17 protein-coding genes and 2 riboswitches are annotated in these 19,745 nt (G+C 40.4%); of the genes, 5 read left to right on the forward strand and 12 right to left on the reverse strand.

What is annotated here, in order from left to right; all coding sequences use genetic code 11:
* Positions 1–127 precede the first annotated feature (127 nt).
* Positions 128–1,090 (forward strand): LacI family DNA-binding transcriptional regulator, encoded by a 963-nt coding sequence (locus AC2YHV_RS10540; protein WP_487373162.1) that lies wholly within the window; start codon positions 128–130, stop codon positions 1,088–1,090.
* A gap of 260 nt (positions 1,091–1,350) precedes the next feature.
* Positions 1,351–1,536, forward strand: a riboswitch (Lysine riboswitch).
* Positions 1,537–1,632: 96 nt separating this feature from the next.
* Complete coding sequence (locus AC2YHV_RS10545) at positions 1,633–3,084, forward strand: amino acid permease (RefSeq protein ID WP_487373163.1); 1,452 nt, start codon at positions 1,633–1,635, stop codon at positions 3,082–3,084.
* A 49-nt stretch (positions 3,085–3,133) separates the two neighbouring features.
* Here AC2YHV_RS10545 and AC2YHV_RS10550 read toward each other — a convergent pair whose 3' ends face one another.
* From AC2YHV_RS10550 to AC2YHV_RS10580, 7 genes are all read right to left on the reverse strand, one after another.
* Positions 3,134–4,813: a glycoside hydrolase family 13 protein gene (locus AC2YHV_RS10550; RefSeq protein WP_487373164.1), complete on the reverse strand. Its 1,680-nt coding sequence runs from the start codon at positions 4,811–4,813 to the stop codon at positions 3,134–3,136.
* 84 nt (positions 4,814–4,897) lie between these two features.
* Entirely contained in the window at positions 4,898–5,980 is a 1,083-nt protein-coding gene (locus AC2YHV_RS10555) for a Ger(x)C family spore germination protein (protein WP_403187614.1), read from the reverse strand.
* Positions 5,977–7,077 (reverse strand): GerAB/ArcD/ProY family transporter, encoded by a 1,101-nt coding sequence (locus AC2YHV_RS10560; protein ID WP_487373165.1) that lies wholly within the window; start codon positions 7,075–7,077, stop codon positions 5,977–5,979. The genes AC2YHV_RS10555 and AC2YHV_RS10560 overlap by 4 nt, the downstream gene beginning before the upstream one ends.
* Before the next feature lie 24 nt (positions 7,078–7,101).
* A complete protein-coding gene (locus AC2YHV_RS10565) occupies positions 7,102–8,613 on the reverse strand; it encodes a spore germination protein (protein ID WP_487373166.1) in 1,512 nt (503 codons plus the stop codon).
* A 143-nt stretch (positions 8,614–8,756) separates the two neighbouring features.
* On the reverse strand, positions 8,757–9,281 hold the full coding sequence (locus AC2YHV_RS10570) for a YhcN/YlaJ family sporulation lipoprotein (RefSeq protein ID WP_487373167.1): 525 nt from the start codon (positions 9,279–9,281) through the stop codon (positions 8,757–8,759).
* A 54-nt stretch (positions 9,282–9,335) separates the two neighbouring features.
* Complete coding sequence (gene sugE, locus AC2YHV_RS10575) at positions 9,336–9,656, reverse strand: quaternary ammonium compound efflux SMR transporter SugE (protein WP_063574735.1); 321 nt, start codon at positions 9,654–9,656, stop codon at positions 9,336–9,338.
* A gap of 48 nt (positions 9,657–9,704) precedes the next feature.
* Positions 9,705–9,803, reverse strand: a riboswitch (guanidine-I (ykkC/yxkD leader).
* Between the two features lie 40 nt (positions 9,804–9,843).
* Positions 9,844–10,173 carry a DUF948 domain-containing protein gene (locus AC2YHV_RS10580; protein ID WP_063574734.1) on the reverse strand — a complete coding sequence of 110 codons (330 nt, stop codon included), beginning with the start codon at positions 10,171–10,173 and terminating at the stop codon, positions 9,844–9,846.
* A 118-nt stretch (positions 10,174–10,291) separates the two neighbouring features.
* On the opposite strand from AC2YHV_RS10580, the gene AC2YHV_RS10585 reads away from it, so the two are divergent.
* Both AC2YHV_RS10585 and AC2YHV_RS10590 read left to right on the forward strand, forming a co-directional pair.
* A complete protein-coding gene (locus AC2YHV_RS10585) occupies positions 10,292–10,471 on the forward strand; it encodes a hypothetical protein (protein WP_487373168.1) in 180 nt (59 codons plus the stop codon).
* Positions 10,472–10,877: 406 nt separating this feature from the next.
* Positions 10,878–11,498, forward strand: coding sequence for an RraA family protein (locus AC2YHV_RS10590; protein WP_487373169.1), 621 nt, complete (start codon positions 10,878–10,880; stop codon positions 11,496–11,498).
* Positions 11,499–11,553: 55 nt separating this feature from the next.
* Here the strand turns inward: AC2YHV_RS10590 and ltaS are convergent, their stop codons facing one another.
* From ltaS to AC2YHV_RS10615, 5 genes are all read right to left on the reverse strand, one after another.
* A complete protein-coding gene (gene ltaS / locus AC2YHV_RS10595) occupies positions 11,554–13,521 on the reverse strand; it encodes a lipoteichoic acid synthase (protein WP_487373170.1) in 1,968 nt (655 codons plus the stop codon).
* Between the two features lie 1,082 nt (positions 13,522–14,603).
* Entirely contained in the window at positions 14,604–15,548 is a 945-nt protein-coding gene (locus AC2YHV_RS10600; protein ID WP_487373220.1) for a siderophore ABC transporter substrate-binding protein, read from the reverse strand.
* Positions 15,549–15,758: 210 nt separating this feature from the next.
* Entirely contained in the window at positions 15,759–16,517 is a 759-nt protein-coding gene (locus AC2YHV_RS10605; RefSeq protein ID WP_034310071.1) for an iron ABC transporter ATP-binding protein, read from the reverse strand.
* Entirely contained in the window at positions 16,511–17,458 is a 948-nt protein-coding gene (locus tag AC2YHV_RS10610; protein WP_487373171.1) for an iron chelate uptake ABC transporter family permease subunit, read from the reverse strand. The genes AC2YHV_RS10605 and AC2YHV_RS10610 overlap by 7 nt, the downstream gene beginning before the upstream one ends.
* Positions 17,451–18,401, reverse strand: coding sequence for an ABC transporter permease (locus AC2YHV_RS10615; RefSeq protein ID WP_053536781.1), 951 nt, complete (start codon positions 18,399–18,401; stop codon positions 17,451–17,453). The genes AC2YHV_RS10610 and AC2YHV_RS10615 overlap by 8 nt, the downstream gene beginning before the upstream one ends.
* Positions 18,402–18,666: 265 nt before the next feature.
* On the opposite strand from AC2YHV_RS10615, the gene AC2YHV_RS10620 reads away from it, so the two are divergent.
* A complete protein-coding gene (locus tag AC2YHV_RS10620) occupies positions 18,667–19,008 on the forward strand; it encodes a DUF1450 domain-containing protein (RefSeq protein ID WP_231892147.1) in 342 nt (113 codons plus the stop codon).
* Positions 19,009–19,745 lie beyond the last annotated feature (737 nt).

Consider the following 19,745-nt stretch of genomic DNA (forward strand, 5'->3'; position numbering starts at 1 on the left):
TCTTAAAGGATGAAACCAATACCATAACAAGACCCTATTTGCAGAAATCTTCAGCAGTCCCCACTGTTCCCTTGCCCTGAAATGGGTTTCATACTGTACAATATAAAAAAAGAAAAACGGTGATACCATGACAAATATTAAAGAAATAGCTCAATGTGCTGGTGTATCTATCTCAACAGTGTCTCGTGTATTGAATGATCATCCTTATGTAAGCCCCGATAAAAGAAAGAGCGTCCTAGAAGCGATCAATCGTTTGAATTATTCGAGAAACATCAACGCCATCCATCTTTCAAAAGGGAAAACCAACCTTATCGGCGTCATCATCCCCTTCAACAATCACCCATATTACGGGGCAATCGTTAACGGAATCACAAAACAGGCAAATGCAATTGGCTGTCATATCGTCATCTTTCAAACAAATTATGACAGGGAGAAAGAGATCCAGGCTTTTAATATGCTGCAAATGAAGCAGCTCGATGGCATTATCGTTTGTTCAAGGATTTCGGAAATGAAAATCCTCTTGGATTATCAAAAATACGGACCGATTATTTTATGTGAAGATACCGCCCAGGCTGAATTCTCATCCATCAGCATTGATCATTATGCAGCTTTCTCCTGTGCCCTTGAGTACGTGATTGCTAAGGGATATAAGAAAATTGGATACAGCCTCGGCCGTAAAAAGAGCAGAAACAGTTCCCATCGTACAAAGGCCTTTAACGATATCATGAGTAAACATCAACTGATAAACAATAAAGAATGGCTGTTTGAAGGCAGTTATCACATTAAGGACGGTGAACAATTGTTTCAGGAATGGAATTCGATGATGGATAAACCTGAAGCCATCATCATCACGAATGATGACACGGCGGCGGGCTTCATTCTTACCGCTAAGAAATTGGGTATAAGGGTACCGGAAGATGTGGCCATTCTCGGCTTCAATAATGATAGCCTTGGCGAAATGCTCGACATCACGACCATTTCCTTACCGCTGGAATGGATTGGGAAAATGGCAGTGGATCTCTTTGAGAATCCTGAAGAGGTCAAACATGTAAAACTGGACTATGCCCTAATAAAAAGGAAAACCGTTTAGTTATCAGGATGTGCTATATTTAAGTACATCGTCGTCACTTGATTCTTCCTTACCGCCATCATTCATTAACTAGGAAAAAATAACCACATGAAATAATCATTGCGATATCCCAGAAGTTATTTTATAATTTTGATATAGTAAAGTTTACTCAATTACTAGCAATCTATTAGCGATTGCATGAATTTCATGAGTGAAATCGTCAGACGTCACCTACAAACTGACGCCAACGATTTTAGAAAATTGAATACTTCCTCATTTACCGATGAGTTAGAGGCTGCAGCTTATAAAAGTAAAACGGACGAGATTCTGGAAAATTAAAGACTCCGTTTGAAAGGATAAGTTGCCGAAGTTAGGGTATATTCCTTGTATATTCTTGCTGGCGGTGTAACCGAATAGGAACACCACTGTCACGTTTTTTCAAAAAAGCGTGGGGAGCTATCTTCGGAAGGATAAACGGGTTTATTATAAACAGCCGTCGATCTTTTTCGACTGCTGTTTTTTTATTTTTCGTTCCCTTCCAATAAAAAGGAGTGTAAAATCAATTGTCAAATTCACAATCAGCATCAAGCCCTACTGAATTGAAAAGGAGCCTGAAAGCGCGTCATTTAATGATGATTTCATTAGGTGGAACGATTGGAACAGGTTTATTTTTAGCAAGTGGCGGTGCCATTCATTCAGCCGGTCCCGGCGGTGCCTTGGTGGCATACGCGGTCATCGGCATCATGGTTTATTACTTAATGACAAGTCTTGCAGAAATGGCGGCGTTCATGCCAGTGGCCGGTTCGTTCCGTGTCTATGCATCCAAATTCGTCGATCCGTCCTTCGGTTTTGCGATTGGTTGGAATTACTGGTATAACTGGGCAATCACCATTGCCGCCGAATTGGCAGCCGTTGTCTTAATTATGAAGTTCTGGTTCCCGGATAGCCCTTCATTTATCTGGAGTGCCATTGCGTTAATCATTATGTTTCTTATCAATTACATGTCCGTTAAAGGTTTCGGTGAAACAGAATTCTGGTTTGCCATGATCAAGGTCGTGACAGTCGTCATTTTCTTGATTACGGGTGTTCTGATCATTCTTGGAATCATGGGTGGGAAAAACCCAATTGGTTTTTCCAATTTCACAATGGGCGAAGGTCCCTTTAACGGAGGGTTCTTCACGATTCTAGGTGTATTCATGGCTGCCGGCTTTTCATTCCAAGGTACGGAATTGCTTGGAGTGACTGCTGGTGAGAGTGAGGATCCAGAAAAAAATATCCCAAAAGCGATCAGATCCGTTTTCTGGCGTATCATCTTATTCTATATCTTAGCCATTTTTGTAATTGGCATGATCATTCCGTTCACCGATTCACGTTTACTGAGTCAAGATGTTGCCGTAAGTCCATTCACGCTTGTATTTGAACGGGCCGGCCTTGCATTTGCTGCATCGATCATGAACGCGATCATTTTATCATCGGTACTCTCTGCGGGTAACTCTGGCATGTATGCTTCAACCCGTATGTTATGGGACTTGGCACGTGATGGGAAAGCACCGAAATTCCTAGGCAAGTTAGATAAAAGAGGAGTGCCCGTGAATGCACTTATCGTGACTTCCTTAGTTGGCTGTGTTGCATTCTTAGCTTCATTTTTCGGGGACGGCGTCGTTTATATCTGGTTATTGAACGCTTCAGGCATGGCAGGATTCGTCACTTGGGTAGGGATTGCGATTGCCCATTATCGGTTCCGCAAAGCCTATGCAGCTCAAGGCCTTGATATGAATGCTCTACCATTCCGGGCAAAAGGCTTCCCATTCGGACCTATATTCGCGCTTGTCCTTTGTATTATCATTATCATCGGACAAGGCTATCAAGCGTTCAGCAGCGATGGGATCGACTGGAATTCAATGTTCGTTTCCTACATTGGCTTGATTCTATTTTTCGTCCTATGGTTCGGCTATAAAATAAAGCATAAAACGAAAATCATTCCGCTTGAGGAATGTGATCTTAAAACAAAATAATACGTAAAGGACCTGTTCTTCCCTAACCGGAGAAGGACAGGTCCTTTTTTCATTTCAAATGATAAACACGGCATTCATATGGTTGCAGGGGTTTGCTGGAGATTCCTTCTTCCTCCTGACCATAATTGCCGATCAGCTTTGTGGCAGAATATGCATGCAGCTCTTCAGGCAAATTATAAGCGGCCTGCTCTTCTTTAAAGTTGCATAGCACCAATAACTTCTCTTCCTCAAACGATCTCGTGTAGACAAATATTCGTTCATCATCCGGCAACAGCAGTTCAAAACGGCCATAAACGACGATATCATGTTCCTTGCGCAGTTGGATAAGCTTTTTATAAAAATGAAAAATGGAATTCGGATCATTATAAGCCTTTTCAGCATTAATCTCGGTAAAATTGGGATTAACCTTAATCCAAGGGGTCCCGTTCGTGAATCCTGCGTTCCGGGAGTCATTCCACTGAATCGGTGTCCTCGCATTATCCCTACTGCGGGCGTGGATGGCTGACATCATCCGCTCTTTTGACCAGCCATGTGAATGGACGAGTTCGTCATATGAATTCAATGTTTCGATATCCCTGTATTCATCGATGCTTTCAAATGCAACATTGGTCATGCCCAGCTCTTCCCCTTGATATATATAAGGTGTACCTTGCAGCATATGAAGACAAGCGGCAAGCATCTTTGCGCTTTCAATACGATACTTTCCATCATTACCAAACCTCGAGACAACCCGGGGCTGATCATGGTTGTTCCAGTATAAACTGTTCCAGCCATCCCTCTCCAAACCAGTCTGCCACTTAGAGAGGATTCGCTTTAAATCGGTTAGCTTCCATTTATCGTTACTCCATTTCCCTTCTGGTCCCCTCCCCAAATCCATATGCTCGAATTGAAAGACCATATGTAACTCACCACGATCTTTACCTGTGAACAATTGCGCTTCCTCCGGTGTGACGCCTGGCATCTCCCCAACCGTAATCACGTCATGTCCAGAAAGGGCCCGTTGATTGATTTCCTGCAGAAACTCATGTATGCGCGGGCCATTCAGGAAAAAGGGGCTTCCATCACCATACTGCTTCTCATGATGAACGGCTCCATCTGAGTAGCTTTGATCTTTTGAAAGGAAATTGATGACATCCATCCGGAAGCCATCGACACCCTTATCCAGCCACCAAGTCATGATGCTGTAGACTTCTTCACGGAGCTTAGGATTCTCCCAGTTTAAATCCGGTTGTTTCCTGCTGAATAAATGTAAATAATATTCATCGGTTCTTTCATCATATTCCCATGCTGAACCTTTAAAAATCGACTCCCAATTATTTGGCTCTTTTCCATTCCTGCCAGGTTTCCAAATATAATAATCACGTTTCGGATTATCTTTTGAGGATCGGGATTCCTCGAACCATGGATGTTCATCTGAAGAATGATTGACAACGAGGTCCATCATGATCTTCATTCCACGTTCATGAACGGCCTTCAACAACCTATCGAAATCAGCCATGGTCCCGAATTCAGTCATGATTGCTTTATAATCACTGATATCGTACCCATTGTCATCATTGGGAGATTGATAAACTGGGGATAGCCATATCACGTTCACACCCAGCTCTTGTAAATAATCGAGCTTCATCAAAATCCCGTTTATATCACCAATACCATCGCCATCACTATCCATAAAACTCCTTGGATACACTTGATACACAACTGCCTCTTTCCACCATGCTTTGTCCATGCTTTTCCCCCTTTTTAGCCGCATTGACACAATCCTTACACCAATACCCTATTATAAAGGGGGGAACTCCAGAATATTCTACTTTTATTCAGCTATTCCCGTTTGAATCATTTCAATATCCAGATCGACCTCGATTGGAATATCGGGATATGTCTCCTCCCAATGCTTTTGATCAAAATTTCTTGTTTTACTTTTAGCATGATCACCAAGTGCAAGCGGATCTATATGGTTCTCCTGAAACATGGTTACCATCTCATTTAATTTTTTACCAATGACCCGCTCGGCCCTGGCCTCTATTTTATTCAGGTCGACCTCTTTGCCCAAGTCATAGCCTTGGACCTCTAGCAGACTCGCTTTCATTTTCACTTGAATCCTGACCTTAGGGTCTTGATTGGCATTCGAAATATGATAATGGACACGTGACTCCACGTTATTGATATCGGTAAAGTCATTTTCCTTCCATTTAATTTCATAACTCCCCAGCTTAAAATTTTCACTAAGGACCTTATATAAGAAGCCTTCTTCATAAGGTATATATTTACCAATATAACGATCCTTTTTAAACAAGGCGATTCCCCTTACCCGTATTTGATCTCCTGTAGTTTCCAATAAGGGCAAGACCGGATCGATCCCGTTACCATGACACGCATATAAATACCTGTGAAGGTCTACATCAGGCAAATTGGTCCTTACATTCTGTTCGATCAGCTCCTTCACTTGAACCCCTGGAGTTTTAATCAACTTCGGCTCCATTTTAACTACATCCTCCGCTTTGCCATGAACGACCGCTAAATACAAATCCCTTCCCACCATTGGATCACGCCTATATGTATCGACATAATCATTCAATCCCTTACTTGCCAATTCCTCACCATATAGAGTGACTGTCAGTCTCCCGCCGACAATCGGGTATGGTGTTTTTGCATTTTCCTGCTGGCGGGCCGCCTTTATATCATGGGAGTCCGCTTCATATACTTCTTTACCCAGATTTGCTTCCTCTCCAGGCTGGGGAACGCTGACAACGACCGTACCCTTGATTTTCTTGTCTCCGGCATCATCATAACCTACGACTTCAGCAATTAATATATCTTCTAATATTTGCTTTTCCACGCCACAGGCCGCCATCAAAAAGCTCGCTAATGTTATCAAGAGAAGTTTGATTTTCATGATTTATGCCCCCTGACTTTATAGACGATCGACTGCCATATGAATAAGAGAGGAAGATACAAATAAACGATATAAAAACCAATTTGCGAACTGATCGTGTTAAACTTATCGATCCTATAGCGGTTATCCAAAAAAATGCAGAAAACCAAGATGATGATCAGGATGAGAACCATCATCTTTTTTTGTCTAAATCCGAATACTCTTTTCGCTGTCCTGCTTGCTGCCCAAACCCCTAGGCAAACATTCGGCAGCACCATGAACAGCCAAACGGAAATCCCTATGTATTCGAACCTTTCAATGAATGGAAGGTCTACAATTTTCCATAACGTCAAAGTTGCCCAGATTACATCTTTCAGCTGATCTTGATGATAGTAGGCTAATGAAACAAGGATGGATACTACATATACCACCATAGTGAACAACGCCCCTAAGTGGGCCCACTTTTGAGATTTTTCACGATTTTTAATGAAAGGATAATAAATGAGGATTAATTCAAAACCAAGGTAATTCAGGGTCATTTTCTTACAGGCCTTCATGATTTCCAAAAAGGAATGGTCAAGCAAAGGACCCAAATTTTCAAAGTGGGCGTACTTCAAAGGGAAATAATTCAAAAGGAATAATGGCGATGCGATTATAAGGCCGATTATGCAAAAGCCGGTAATGACCCTGAAACCTCCCTCCACAAAGTTATACACGAGAATAAGAATGATGGTTATCAGCATCAGGACATTGACACCAGGGAACATCCAAACCTGAATGACTTCTAAATAAGTCCTGATAAGAATGATGGAAATCATGATAAAGTAGAAGATGAATAAAATATTGAAAGCATTTCCGACCCATTTACCGAACAAATCCTTGTGGATGGCAACCAAATCAAGAGTTTGGGGGCCCCTGCCCAAAAGCTTGAAACACATCCAAAGCAGAACATTTATGATCAACCCTGATATCAGGACCGATATCCATGCGTCTTGGCCAGCCTCTTTCGCTATGATCCGTTCAAACCCCAATATCCCTACTCCAATCTGCATGCCGGGCATGAGGAAAAAAACAAAAAATGGAGATATTTGTTTTGTTTCATTTGGTTTGATTTCCATTCCTTCTCACCGCTTTCTACTTCCTTATTCATCGATATCATTACGGGGGTTTCGTTTTTCCGCCTCTTTCCTTATCCTTAGTGGATTTTCCGTCCGCAGAAACTGCGGGCGTTTTTTCTGCTTTGAAAAAGGGAGGCGAATCAGACTATCTTTAAAGTCATGAATTCTTAACGGGTACAGCGGGTCTAAATAAGGACTGCCAAGCGAAGTCAATTTCAATAAATGACTTAAAATGAATGCACTGCATAAAGCTATTCCAAACAGTCCGTATAACTGGGCAGCGATTAGAAAGGGAAAGCGGATAAGGCGAATCGTATTGCTGATTTGGTAAATCGGCACCGTAAATGAGGCCAAGGCAGCCAAAGCGACAAGCATCAACAAGACATTACTGACAAATCCCGCTTCCACAGCGGCTGTACCGATGACTATACCGCCAACAATACCGATGGTGGAGCCAACCTTGGCAGGCAGCCTGACCGCCGCTTCCCTCAGCAATTCGATCGTCCCTTCCAGCACGATCGCTTCCAAGATCGGCGGAAAAGGGATCACTCCCCTGGATGATATTAAGATTGGCAGCAAATCCGTTGGGATCACTTGATAATGATAGGTTAAAACGGCCGCATACAAAGGTGATGACAAAACGGAAAACAAAACGGCGAAAAGCCGAATCAAACGGAATGAAGTGCCGAGATTCCAAATTTGAAAATAATCTTCAAATGACGAGAAGAATGAAATGATGGTATTGGGACCAACCAATGCATGAGGAGATCCATCCAGCATGATCCCTATTTTCCCTTCCGATAATACACTGGCCAGATGATCAGGCCGCTCCGTATCAATCAATTGCGGGAACATCGAATTCCGATTATCCGTGATCATCTGGCTTACGAACGAAATATCGACGATTGTATCATATTCTATATCTTCTATTCTCTGTATGACCGTCTTGATGTTCTGTTGATTTACCACCCCATCTATGTAGAGTACCGCTACCCTTGTTTGCGAAATGCTCCCGACCCTAAATTCCTTGGACTGCAATTCAGGAGTGGGCAACCGGTTACGGATCAGATTCAAATTCGAATCAAGCGATTCAACAAACGCCTCCTTGGATCCAACGACCGTATACTCCGACTCAGGTGTGGAAATTTGCCTTTTCACACTGTGAACACACGGAATGAGCAAACACATTTCATCATCTTGCTTGTATTGAATCATGATCGATCCTGCCAAAACCAATCTTTGAATGTCTTTTAAATCAGCCGTCAATTTCATATCTTCCATCGGAATATCGCCTTTTAGTTGCTTAAGGACCTTCTTTGGCTGATTCGACATGACCGCCAATACTTGTTCATGGAGCTGTTGTACACTGACCAGTGAATTGAAGTAGGAGATGATATAGCCATCATCATTCGGGAATTGGAAGGTAAGGAAATCATCAGATGCTTTAAACTTTTTAAGGAGTTCCTGAAAATCCTTGGAAGTAACCTGAAAGGATCCTGAATCCATTTCCCTCTTGCCCTTAAATAGCCTCACCATCCTACCCCCCATACAAAGTTTTTCGTTCATTCGATTATTGTAACCACCCTATTTAAAGTTAGTCATGTTCCACAGATATCTTAAAAATAGGAAAAGACCTATCCGGAATCCACCGGATAAGTCTCCACTCCTTAATTTCCCAATTATCTTGAACTTGGAAAGATCCGTGTTACAAGTTCACGGAACTCTTCAGCAAATCCTTCAACAGGTTTTCCATTCTCGATATCATTCGCATACCTATCCATTCTTTGAACAAAGTCCGGATTTGCCGACACATAAACTTGGTCTACAGATGGATCCGCTCCCCTTACTGCATCAGCAACCCTTTCTTTAAGGTCATTCGAGATATCCTTATCTCCGCCGTCTTTTAATACTGCGCCTACATAGGCATTATTTTCAGTCACGATGACCTTTGCGTTACTTACTTCCTTCAAAGCTTCGACTCGATTTGAGATATCCTCGGAGACCCTCATACCGTTTACGCCATTATCATTATTGACATTATTGACATTTTGCCTTGTGTCGCTTACATTCATCGGATTATCCAAATTATCCTGATGAGTACGATTCAGGCCAAGGTTTTCACTGGCGTCTTCTTTATCATTCGTTGCACAACCTGTAATCACTAAAGCCATCATTGTACTTGATACTATCGCTTTATAGTTCATATTCTTCACTCCTCAAATATCATTTAACATTACTATTTGCGAGGAGTGGGCAGATTATTCAGAAGAGGTGACCTTCAAGCCGATAATTCCAACCAAAATAAAACCGGCGAATACCAATCGCATCGCATCCTTAGGCTCGTTAAAAACGATGATGCCTACCAGAACAGCCCCAAGAGCCCCTATTCCCGTCCAGATTGCATACGCTGTTCCCATAGGCAGAGTTTTTATCGCCGATGACAAAAAATAAAAACTAATAACCATGCCAGCAATCGTTATGATAGAAGGTAATAATTTCGTAAAACCCTCGGTATACTTTAGACTTGTCGCCCATACCACTTCAAATAATCCTGCAATCACCAATTGCATCCAAGCCATCTTTTTCCCCTCCAATTACAGAAAAAGCCCGGGAGGTCATCTTTCATAACCTCCCGGGCTTTTTTCCCTCCGTGTACGCAGATTCCTGCGCGTTTCTCTTGGACCATTCCGGTAACATTCAACCGAGGAACCCTAGAAACATAGTATTTCCATACTATATCATGTACATTTCAGATCGGTCAAACACTTATGCATCGCTTCTGTTTCTAAGCTTCCACTTGTCACCTTTTATTGAAAACCAAATATTCTTAAAGGGTTCAGGTATTTCTTTAGCCGCCTCAACCGTATATTGGACAGCCTCTTTTTTATATTCAACATCTTCAGTGATTTCCTGCTGTGTCATGGCGAGTTGGTCCGTTTCCGATTTAATCTGGTCCGTTTTGGCCTGGATGCGTGTAACGGTTTGAGTCACATTTTCAATTGTCGGTTTGGAATCCTTAAATGTTTTAAAAGCAAAAAACGCTAAATAAATAATCGATCCGATAAAGAGGGCAAGACTAATATATACAATGATCACCTAGATTCCTCCTTTTATTTTACCTTTACTATACCCGTAATAATTGAGCAGAAAACGAATCCCCATGTATTTTCTTTTATGCCTGGTCATATTATTGAAAGTAAAAGGAGGAATGAAAATGAATCAAATACCTCTTCTTAAAGCCTGTTTTAAAGCTGGAATCCACTTCATTAGACATATGACCATACAGCAGGCTGCCACGATTGCAGGAATCATTTTTTTAATCATTCACCCAGAAGTTTTCAGCCCCCTTTGGCTTACATTGGCAACATCCGTCTTGATTCTGCTCCTGCTTTGAAGATTGCAAGTATCCCCCGCACACTGGCTGTGTTATGGATTTCTTCGCTGACACCCCCATCCAGATCAGAAAAAACCGAGGATATGCACCAGCATTCTACCCTTGCTTCAGAAGAATGTTCTCCTGTACGGATCAAACTGCCATGGAGGCCCGACCATTAATATTGCTCGGACTGTTCCTATCCAGGATTTCAATCTCTTCATAGCTATGATCTATAAAGTTTAATCAATCGATTAATTAAAACGGAATTTGCCTTTAACCCCCTTGTGACAGCTGAGCTTCCCTCCCCCTTCAGATGTTAATAACACTACACTTACCATTTTATCAAGCTGAAAACTATTAGAAAATTATGAAATTTGTGTATAATTAGGCTATATTCATAAACTCTTAAGGAGGAATCATAGTCATGGATAATCTTATTCAACAGTTCAGGAATTTGCCCACCACGGCGATTTCAGATGCAATGGAAGGGTTAAGCAATCTTGATTCGGCAATTAAACCCTTAAAGGAAGAATTTCGTTTGGCCGGACGAGCTTTGACCGTAAAGATTCCCGTCGGTGATAATTCTGCCGTGTTAAAAGCGATCGGTGAAGCCAAGCCTGGGGATATAATTGTCGTTGACAGCAAGGGTGATACATACCGGGCAATAGCAGGAGACTTTGTTGTCGGCATGATGCAGACCATGGAAATAGGCGGCCTCGTAGTCGATGGGGTCATTCGCGACCTTGAAGCCATTAAAGAATTGAATTTCCCTGTATTCAGCAAAGGGACGACGGTTGCCTCAAGCGGCAAGGCAGGGGTAGGCGAAACCAATGTGCCCATATCATGTGGAGGTGTCACCGTATATCCAGGGGACATCATCATAGGGGACATAGATGGAGTCGTGGTCGTGCCCAAAGATAAGGGTGAAGAAATCCTGGTCAAAGCCAAGGATAAAACCATGAAAGACGAACAGCGTGCTGAAAAATATGCAGGGAAGCCTGATGAAATCAGAAAGTATATTGCCATGATGACCAATAAAGGATGACGCATAAAAAAACAGGCAGGAAGCGATGGCTTCCTGCCTGTTCTTTTCATTAGCATTATTTATCGGTCTTATCTTCCTTTGAACCTTCTTCATCATATGTGTAATCATAATCAGCGGGATCAATCGGTTTAAAGCCGTTTGGAGTATAGAAACGGAGTAAGTCGCCGTTCACTACTTGGTCGGATAAATTGAGCATCGTTTCAGCTCTCGTTTTATAATTGAGGATGGCATCATTTTCCTTGACCAATTCTCCCGTTTTAGTATCGTAGTATTTCCCTTTAATGGAAGTGACATCCGGTGTTACAAAATCACCATTCCTGAAAGGAACCACTTCATTATGATCTTTTGACAATAAATCGGAACCGAATTGTACATAATCTTTAGATTCAATTCCTAACAGATGCAATAAAGTCGGGAGAAGGTCAATCTGTCCACCGTATTGGTGCATTTCCCCGCCTTCAACACCTGGAACATGAATCAATAATGGTACACGTTGCAGTTGGGCATTCTCAAATGCGCCAACATCCTTGCCAAGCACTTTTGACATGGCTTCTTTATGGTTTTCGGAAATACCATAATGATCACCATACATAACGATTACCGAGTTATCATACAGACCGGATTCCTTCAGATAATCGAAAAACTCTTTAAGCGCCTCATCCGCATAGCGTGCAGTTTGGAAGTAATTATCTACGGAAGCATCGCCTGTCGTTTGTTTACCGATTGTTGCTTTCTCCTGGTCCATGGCATATGGGAAATGATGAGATACCGTTATGAATTTTGTATAGAAAGGCTGTTTAAGCGTTTCTAACATTGGAATCGATTCTTTAAAGAAAGGCTTATCCATTAATCCATAACTTAGTACTTCCTCTTTATTTTCCATATTATAATGGCTTGCATCGAAGAACTGATTAAAACCAAGAGACTTATACATCTTATCCCGGTTCCAGAAAGATTTGTAATTACCATGGAACACAGCAGATGTGTATCCTTGTTGTCCTAAAATCGCTGGTGCTGCTTGATACGTATTTTGGGATCTGTTTGTGAATGCTGCCCCCTGTGGTAAACCGAACAGGGAATTTTCAAGCATGAATTCTGCATCCGCTGTTTTACCTTGGCCTACTTGATGGAAGAAATTATCAAAGTGCATGAAATCTGATTTATCATGTGCAAGTGAGTTTAAAAATGGAGTTACTTCTTCCCCATTTAATTTATAATCGATCAAGAAATTCTGCATGGATTCCAAATGCAGGTAGATAACATTCTTACCTTTGGCTGCACCAAAATATTTAGGGTTCGGTTCAGCGCTTGTTGCCTTTGTATAGTTGACGACTTCAGCGATATCGGTGCTGTTTGCAGTCGCACGCTGGGCGTATGTTTTAGTATTCTGAACGGCATCATAAACCGTATAGTTGAACATGCCCAAATATTTGACGATATAGTTTCGGTCGAATGTTCTTGATAATAATTGCGGGCGATCCTTTTCAGCAAGTCCCAAATTGATTGCGAAAATTGCAAGTCCCGCTAGGTAAACCAATCCAACTGTACGGCGTTTGACTTTGAAGTCTTCCACTTTAAAACCTTTGAATCTGTACAACACGATCAAAAGAACCGTATCAAGGAAATAAAATACATCATGGCCTTTAAATAATTCTAAAATACTCGGCCCCAAATCCCCGGCATTTTGCACTTGCGTCAAGGTTGGCAATGTAATGAAATCGGTAAATGACCGATAGTATACAATATTGAAGAATAACCATAGTGACATCAATAGGTTCAACCTGATGATCCATTTAAAAGATTTTTTGCCTCTAGCCAATAATGCCAAGCCAAAGAATAAAATGGCTGAACTAATCGGGTTTATGAACAGTAAGAACTGTTGCAGGCCATTTTCAATACCTAAGTTAAATTCAACTCGATATCCAATATAAGTTTTTATCGTAAACAAGACTACCGCAATAAAGAAAAAGCCTAGTATGTTATCTGCAAATAAATGCCGGCTTTTTTTTACAAAATTATTCATGCTTTCACCTCTATTAATCTAGTGGTTTATTTATATAAATTTTTACAAACTTACAAAAGACGGAAAATCAGAAACCTTATAATAGCATTCTTTCACTTGGATAGTCAAGATTGTGAAAACCACCTTTTGTCACATCCATGACTCCTCAAATCCAGAACACTTCTTTAGCTTATGAACAAGCCTTTGAAAAAATAACAGAGTTTCCCCGTCCCGAATGTTTTAGCGCACCTATAACAAATATATAGGAACTACATGTCTTAATCCAATAAATATCACCGTAACTTTTTGGGGTGACTGCGGGTGACAGGCACTAATTAATTTCACGTCCTTCAGGCTTTTACCATTATAAACGACTCTTTATAAAAAAACCAGTACATTACAAAATATGTAAGATATAAATCTTCAATAATTTAAAGCTATAGATATATCCAGGATTTCTTTCCCGATAATTCGACAGTTAAAAATGGATGGCCGGTTACATGGATGCTTTTCTCATCCGCACTTTTGATACCCCGTGCCTGTAAAGTTTAACCTTTTAACCTATAAGCGTCCTGCCACCCCTAAATCCCATAAAATAACAAATGAATTGCACGAAGTATCGACATTATTCCCCTCCGGCTTTTTTATTCAGCTTTTTTCAAATAATTTTTCCTGAAAAATATTAATCCACAGAATTCTCCCCGATAATTTGAAGTGGAGATCATATTATTTTTATCATCCATAACAGATGCAATTTCCCAAATTTAACATAAATTACGATTTCAAATCCCTCCTGGAACCGGAATGAATGCAAATGACATTATAATAGGAAGAAACTGAATTTTTCCATATTGGCTGAAGGGTTAAATTCTTTCGATAGCAGCCCATATGACCATAGCAGCGGCAACAGGCGGAATATAGACCTTGTCCTTTCCCATTCCCCCTTAATTAGGTTGTGGGCGCCTTATTATAAGCTTACCTGTGTTTTGCAGGAATTCTTTTCTTCCCCTTTGTTAGTATATTTGTTTCATCCAGCTTTATTATAAAAAATAAAAAATCCTGCCCCTCGATCGAGGACAGGATTATCTTAAATCATATTTACATTACTTAATGCCTTCTGAAACTTCTTTAACCATAGCGTCAACAGATTCTAAACCGCCGCCTGATAAGTACCAGTAGTTAGGGTCTAGATAAATGATGTTACCTTCTTTAAATGCCTTTGTATTTTTTACAATGTCATTTTCAATCGTTTCTTTTGCTGCAGCTCCATCACCGGCAACCGCATCCCTGTCTACAACGAATAGGTAGTCAGGATTCTTTTCAGCAATATATTCGAAAGAAATACTTTGACCATGTGTCGATACTTCCAATTTATCATCCACTGCAGGTACTCCGAATACATCATGGATGATTCCAAATCTTGAATCCGGTCCGTAAGCACTTACTTTTCCACCGCTGGCAAGAACGATTAAACCATTTTTGTCAGTCGGGGCTTTTTCTTTCAAAGCATTAATGTTTTCTTCAACACTTGCCAATTCTTTAGCTGCTTCGTCTTCTTTATCGAAGATTTTACCTAAAAGTGTTACGTTCTCTTCAAATGATTCCATATACTTTGTTGTATCTACACCCACAAAAACAGTAGGGGCAATTTTGCTTAATTCTTTATATGCTTCAGATTGACGGCCAGAAATAAGGATTAAATCAGGAGCGATTTCGTTGATTTTTTCGAAGTCAGGTTCTTTTAATCCGCCGGCATTTTCAGTTGTACCTTTATATTTAGAAAGGTATTTTGGAAGGCCATCATGAGGAACAGCTGCCACTTTCACATTCAATTTATCAAGAGTATCAAGAGCACCCATATCGAATACAACTACTTTTTCAGGGTTTGTTTTCACTTTCGTATCGCCTAGTTGATGCTTAACTGTAATTTCTTCGCTTTTAGCACTTTCTTTTTTCGCGCTTGATTCTTCTTTTTCCTTATCTGATCCACAAGCAGCAGCCACTACAGCCAGCATTGCAACCAAAAGCAGCAAGGATAATTTCTTAATCATTATGGTCACCTCAAAATATTTTTTATTTAAAATTACATATTGAATCCTCACCATCACATAGTTCACCTTCAACACTTTCCCTGCCAGATGAGCAGGAGGCGGCTAAGGTCTTGGGCGCCCGCCAACTCTTAGCTGCCTAAGAAGCGTACGAGGTGATTTCTGGACGGCTACGAATACTGAAGTAATTTAAAACCGAATGGAATTGTCTTACGTGAAGTACACACAGATCTTATTATCATTGATACTTTGGATTTCAATATCCATATCATAAATTTCCTTTAATACATTGGAATTGATGACTTGTTCGGTAGGTCCATTATGAACAACCTTGCCATCCTTCAATGCGACGATATAGTCGGAATAACAGGATGCAAAATTAATGTCATGAATGACGATGATGACCGTTTTCCCCAATTCATCGGCCAATCTCCTCAATACCTTCATGATTTGGACGGAATGCTTCATATCAAGATTGTTCAGGGGTTCATCAAGAAGCACATACTCCGTGTTTTGAGCAATGACCATGGCAATGAAGGCCCGCTGTTGCTGCCCGCCGCTCAGCTGGTCAAGAAACTTATCCTGCATGTCAGCAAGTTCCATATATTCAATCGCTTCATCGACGTATTTCCAATCCTCTTTCGTCAGCTTTCCTTGTGAATAAGGAAAACGGCCAAAGGCGACCAGTTCACGAATCGTTAAACGGATATTGATGTGGTTAGCCTGCTTTAAGATGGCAATCTTTTTCGCAAGTTCATTGCTATTGAATTTCCCCATATCCTTACCCTCGATAAGGACTTCTCCTGAATCCCGGGTAATGAGACGGCTGATCATCGAAAGGACGGTACTTTTACCCGCTCCATTGGGACCGATGAAGGATGTGATTTTCCCTTTCATTATTTCGATGGAAACATCCTCGACAACCGTTTTATTATTATATTTTTTGAATAAATTTTTCACTTCTACCATGATTTATTCTCCTTTAATAGAAGATAGATGAAATAGACACCGCCGACAAAGTTGATGATGACACTTAAGGTCGTGGAAAACGTAAAGATCCTTTCTACAATGAATTGGCCGCCGACCAAGGCAATCACACTGATCAGCATTGCACCCGGGAGGATATGTTTATGCTGATAGGACTTAATGAATTGATAAGCCACATTTGCAACAAGCAATCCGAGGAACGTGATCGGACCGATCAAGGCAGTCGAAATGGAAATTAAAACTGTAACGACGATTAAAACCCGCTTCGTGACAAAATCATAATCCACACCCAAGTTTATGGCTTGGTCCCTCCCTAGGGACATGACATCTAAATACTTCAAAAATCTCATGAAATATATCATTGCCGCAATCATGAGGACAATAGCTAAGGTTAACAGGTCCGTGTTGACATTATTGAAGCTGGCGAACATTTTATTTTGAATGATTTGGAATTCATTCGGGTCAATCAATACCTGCATGAAGGAAGACATGCTGCCGAATAAGGTTCCGAAGATGATACCAATCAGCAATAGGAAGTAAAGATTGCGGTTTTTCTTGAACATGAACTTGAACAGCAGGCTTGCAAAAATGAGCATGGCCGCAAGTGTAATCAGGAAATTGAGATTTTTATTCATGATCATGATATGCGTTGAACCGAAGATGAAAATCACTCCCGTTTGAATCAGCATATACATGGAGTCCAACCCTAAAATGCTTGGCGTCAGGATTTTATTATTCGTGACCGTCTGGAAAATCACTGTTGAAAATGCAATTGCACAACCTACCACGATGATGGCGACGATTTTTATGACCCTTCTCGGCAGTGCATAATCCCAATTCGGGCCAAGGTCCCAAAAGATATAACCTGCCGTTAAAGCAGCTGCAAGAACAGCCAATACAATGATCCTAGTTTTATTATTCATATGCCTTTCTCCTCAGTATCAGATAGATAAATACGGCGCTTCCTATCACACCAACCACGAGTCCGATCGGGATTTCAAATGGATATATAAGGATCCTGCCCAGTATATCGCAGATCAATAGGAAGACTGCCCCTAGCAATGCTGTATGAGAAAGACTCTTTTTCAAATTGTCACCAAGGTAAAGGGATACAATATTTGGTACGATCAATCCTATGAAAGGAATCGTTCCCACCGTTAACAAAACGACAGTGGAGGATAATGCCACGATGATCAATCCAAAATTGACTATAAACTTATAATTGAGTCCTAGATTGATAGCAAACTCCTCTCCCATCCCTGCCACAGTGAATTTATTGGCAAAGAAGTATGCGAGAATGACTAGCGGGATACTCAGATATATAAGTTCGTACCTTCCCGACATGATCATCGAGAAATCACCATTCATCCATGTGTTGAGGCTTTGAATCAAATCATATTTATAGGCAAAGAAAGTCGAGATCGATCCTACGATATTACCAAACATCAAACCAACCAATGGAATGAAGATCGTATCCTTATATTTCACTTGATCAAGAATTTTCATGAACAAGAATGTACCTGCCAAAGCGAATATGAAAGCGAATGCCATTTTCTCAATAAGTGCTGCCGATGGAAAAATGATAATGGCAAGAAGAAGTCCCAGCCTTGCAGAGTCCATGGTACCGGCAGTCGTCGGGGACACAAATTTATTGCGGCTCAATTGCTGCATGATCAGACCGCTTATACTCATCACAATACCGGCAATGACTATGGTCACCATTCTAGGGAAACGGCTTTGCAGCATGATTTGCACTTTATCATCACTTAGATTCAATAAATCCAGGGGGGTAATATCTTTTACACCAATGAATAATGACGTAAATGATAAAACAATTAACGCCATGACTAAATATCTTATCTTCATCTACATTTCCTACTCTTCCTATCTCACTTTAATACAGCGATAATATTTTTAATTAAATATATTTGAATAAAGACTATCATTAAGTCACCTATTGAAATGGGACTCATTAAGTTGCAATAGTTACAAGGATCTTCCATTCATGATAATGAGATTCATTATCATCCATTCTTATTCTATCATTTCTTGGACATGTGTCAATATATACAAGGGAATTACTTGATATTCTCACGATAGTCCAATTGTAATGAATTCGGATGAACCAACCATGCATTTCATTTCAGGAAGTGATAAAATCAAAATAACAAATATTTACTCTTATAATGAAAGAAGCGATATGATGAAAAACTTGTTATCCAAAGTGTTCTCAAAAAAGGCGAAAATCCAGATTGAATTTTGCCAAAATAATCTTGACCGCTTCCTTAATGAACAAACAATTGCCGATTATGGTAAGTTCTTAGAGAATCCAAGGATTCAATATAAGGAATATGAATGTTTGAGTGAGTGTAAACTTTGTAAGAAAACCCCCTATGCGAAAGTGAACGGCCAGATAATGAGTGGCGAGGATTCACAGGATCTTTTAAATAAGTTATATGATGAATTGAAATGATACGGGTTAAGCAAATAGCTTAATCTGTATCATTATGACTTTCCACCTGTAATTATACAGAATACAGGTGATGAACATCTATTAAAAGGATTGCGAATTTTACCATGGAATCATTAATCTAGTCGTTACTTCCTGTTCACCTGTTTCAATTACTGCAAAAGCGAAGTTAATTCTAATCATACTTCTGCTTTTGTTTAATAATTAACCTATCTCACCATTCCTATGAAATACTCCCCCGAAAGTCTTATAAAATCCACAATCCCATTCCTTCAATTTCACCGTATATGTATGCTCCATCGCTATCAGCCTTCCCATTTTTAAACTAGTTCTATATATACAAAGGGAGTGAAATTCCCTAGTGTAATCAATAAACACACGAGAAGCTGATTCATCAGGAAATCCTTTCTTTAATAGCACACCCGGACCAAACGGAGCCTTGTGAGGAGATTCCGGAATTTTGTTTGTCCCCCTATGTTTAACCTTAACTTCTCCCCCCCCCTCTAAATTGAAGCCATTCCATCTGAAGGGCTCCATTGTCTTTAAGTAATTTTTTCTTATATATTCTGATTTATTGATTCTTTAATGTTTTTTGAATTTCACGCATGCTGACACTTCTTTCAATTGAGATTACTTTTAATTAATAGATTTCCTTCCCTTACCATTGATATGCTGATTGGAATATCATAGTAGGAGTTGGTAAGCCTTCAATTTCAAGGAAATTTGTATAGGATAGTGCC

The organism is Peribacillus sp. SRI_006, from assembly GCF_057586375.1.

Coding starts and splice junctions, on each gene's coding strand:
- AC2YHV_RS10540 (WP_487373162.1), top strand. CDS start 128: ATGACAAATATTAAAGAAATAGCTCAATGTGCTGGTGTATCTATCTCA.
- AC2YHV_RS10550 (WP_487373164.1), bottom strand. CDS start 4,813: ATGGACAAAGCATGGTGGAAAGAGGCAGTTGTGTATCAAGTGTATCCA.
- AC2YHV_RS10555 (WP_403187614.1), bottom strand. CDS start 5,980: ATGAAAATCAAACTTCTCTTGATAACATTAGCGAGCTTTTTGATGGCG.
- AC2YHV_RS10560 (WP_487373165.1), bottom strand. CDS start 7,077: ATGGAAATCAAACCAAATGAAACAAAACAAATATCTCCATTTTTTGTT.
- AC2YHV_RS10565 (WP_487373166.1), bottom strand. CDS start 8,613: ATGGTGAGGCTATTTAAGGGCAAGAGGGAAATGGATTCAGGATCCTTT.
- AC2YHV_RS10570 (WP_487373167.1), bottom strand. CDS start 9,281: ATGAACTATAAAGCGATAGTATCAAGTACAATGATGGCTTTAGTGATT.
- sugE (WP_063574735.1), bottom strand. CDS start 9,656: ATGGCTTGGATGCAATTGGTGATTGCAGGATTATTTGAAGTGGTATGG.
- AC2YHV_RS10585 (WP_487373168.1), top strand. CDS start 10,292: ATGAATCAAATACCTCTTCTTAAAGCCTGTTTTAAAGCTGGAATCCAC.
- AC2YHV_RS10590 (WP_487373169.1), top strand. CDS start 10,878: ATGGATAATCTTATTCAACAGTTCAGGAATTTGCCCACCACGGCGATT.
- ltaS (WP_487373170.1), bottom strand. CDS start 13,521: ATGAATAATTTTGTAAAAAAAAGCCGGCATTTATTTGCAGATAACATA.
- AC2YHV_RS10605 (WP_034310071.1), bottom strand. CDS start 16,517: ATGGTAGAAGTGAAAAATTTATTCAAAAAATATAATAATAAAACGGTT.
- AC2YHV_RS10610 (WP_487373171.1), bottom strand. CDS start 17,458: ATGAATAATAAAACTAGGATCATTGTATTGGCTGTTCTTGCAGCTGCT.
- AC2YHV_RS10615 (WP_053536781.1), bottom strand. CDS start 18,401: ATGAAGATAAGATATTTAGTCATGGCGTTAATTGTTTTATCATTTACG.
- AC2YHV_RS10620 (WP_231892147.1), top strand. CDS start 18,667: ATGCATTTCATTTCAGGAAGTGATAAAATCAAAATAACAAATATTTAC.